General features: G+C 52.3%; 2 protein-coding genes. Both read right to left on the bottom strand.

All coding sequences use genetic code 11. The annotated features are described in order from the left end of the window. Positions 1–145 precede the first annotated feature (145 nt). On the bottom strand, positions 146–565 hold the full coding sequence (locus tag ON063_RS14670; protein WP_274665630.1) for an RDD family protein: 420 nt from the start codon (positions 563–565) through the stop codon (positions 146–148). 14 nt (positions 566–579) lie between these two features. Continuing rightward, positions 580–924, bottom strand: a 345-nt coding sequence (locus ON063_RS14665; RefSeq protein ID WP_274665629.1) for a nitric oxide synthase oxygenase, incomplete at its 5' end; no start/stop codon positions are given.

Raw genomic sequence — 924 nt, 5'->3', positions numbered from 1 at the left:
TTCCCAAGAAGCTCCCCCTTCAATTTGCGAAGCAAATAAGTGGCGAGTAGTTCACTCCAACCTCATTATACCTTATTTTCTATACCGATTCCTAGCCGACCGAATGAGACACAAAAACAGAGCGACACGCGGCCGCTCTGTTTTTTCACTTGGTCGAGATGAGTTTCGTATGGGCGAACTCGTCATGCGGCAACTCGAGGTCTTTGTTTGACTTCATCTGTTGGAGCGCTCGAATGAGTGGAATCCCAAGCGTCGCCGGATAGACGACGTCTTTATAAAGCGTTCGTTTGATGACCTGCTCAAGGGAGAGCGGACGCCCGTCCGCACTCACGACTTTGATTCCGACGACACGGTCGCCAACGGTTTGACCGTTTAGATACAACATGCAATAAACCTCTCCGGCCATCGTCACAACGGTCGGTAAGTAATACCGCTTCACTTCCTTGTCGGGCCATACCTTTTTACGGATGGCCTTTTCAATCAATTTGGCCGGCGTCTGAAAGACAACTTGGTCGATTTGACCGGCGACGGCTCGTTTCCAAAGTGGGACTGCCACAGCAATCATCCTTTCTCTCGGTTCTAGCCTTTTATTTCCTCTTTTACCGGCTGACGAAACCCAGAGAACGGACATCCGCTTCGTGCGAACAAGTTCGGCGTTTTGATGATGTTGTCATAATGTTCATGAAAGACGTGCGTCGTCGCAGGCGATAGAGGGGGGATGAGCCAGCTCCACTGCCCTGTGACCTCACGCCCCGCTTCCCGTTCATTCTTTTCGAATCGTTTGAACTGTTTGGCGGCGGTATGATGATCAACGATTGTGACACCCGCTCGCTCGAACGACTGGAGGACGGCGATATTCAATTCAACGAGCGCGCGGTCCCGCCAGAGCGAGCGCTCTTTCGACGTGTCGAGTCCGAGCGAGCG

The sequence above is a fragment of the Exiguobacterium sp. B2(2022) genome, assembly GCF_028823655.1.
Lineage (GTDB): Bacteria > Bacillota > Bacilli > Exiguobacteriales > Exiguobacteriaceae > Exiguobacterium > Exiguobacterium aestuarii_A.
The sequence above is the reverse complement of the archived record's forward strand: the minus strand, read 5'-3'. Positions and strand labels throughout refer to the sequence as shown.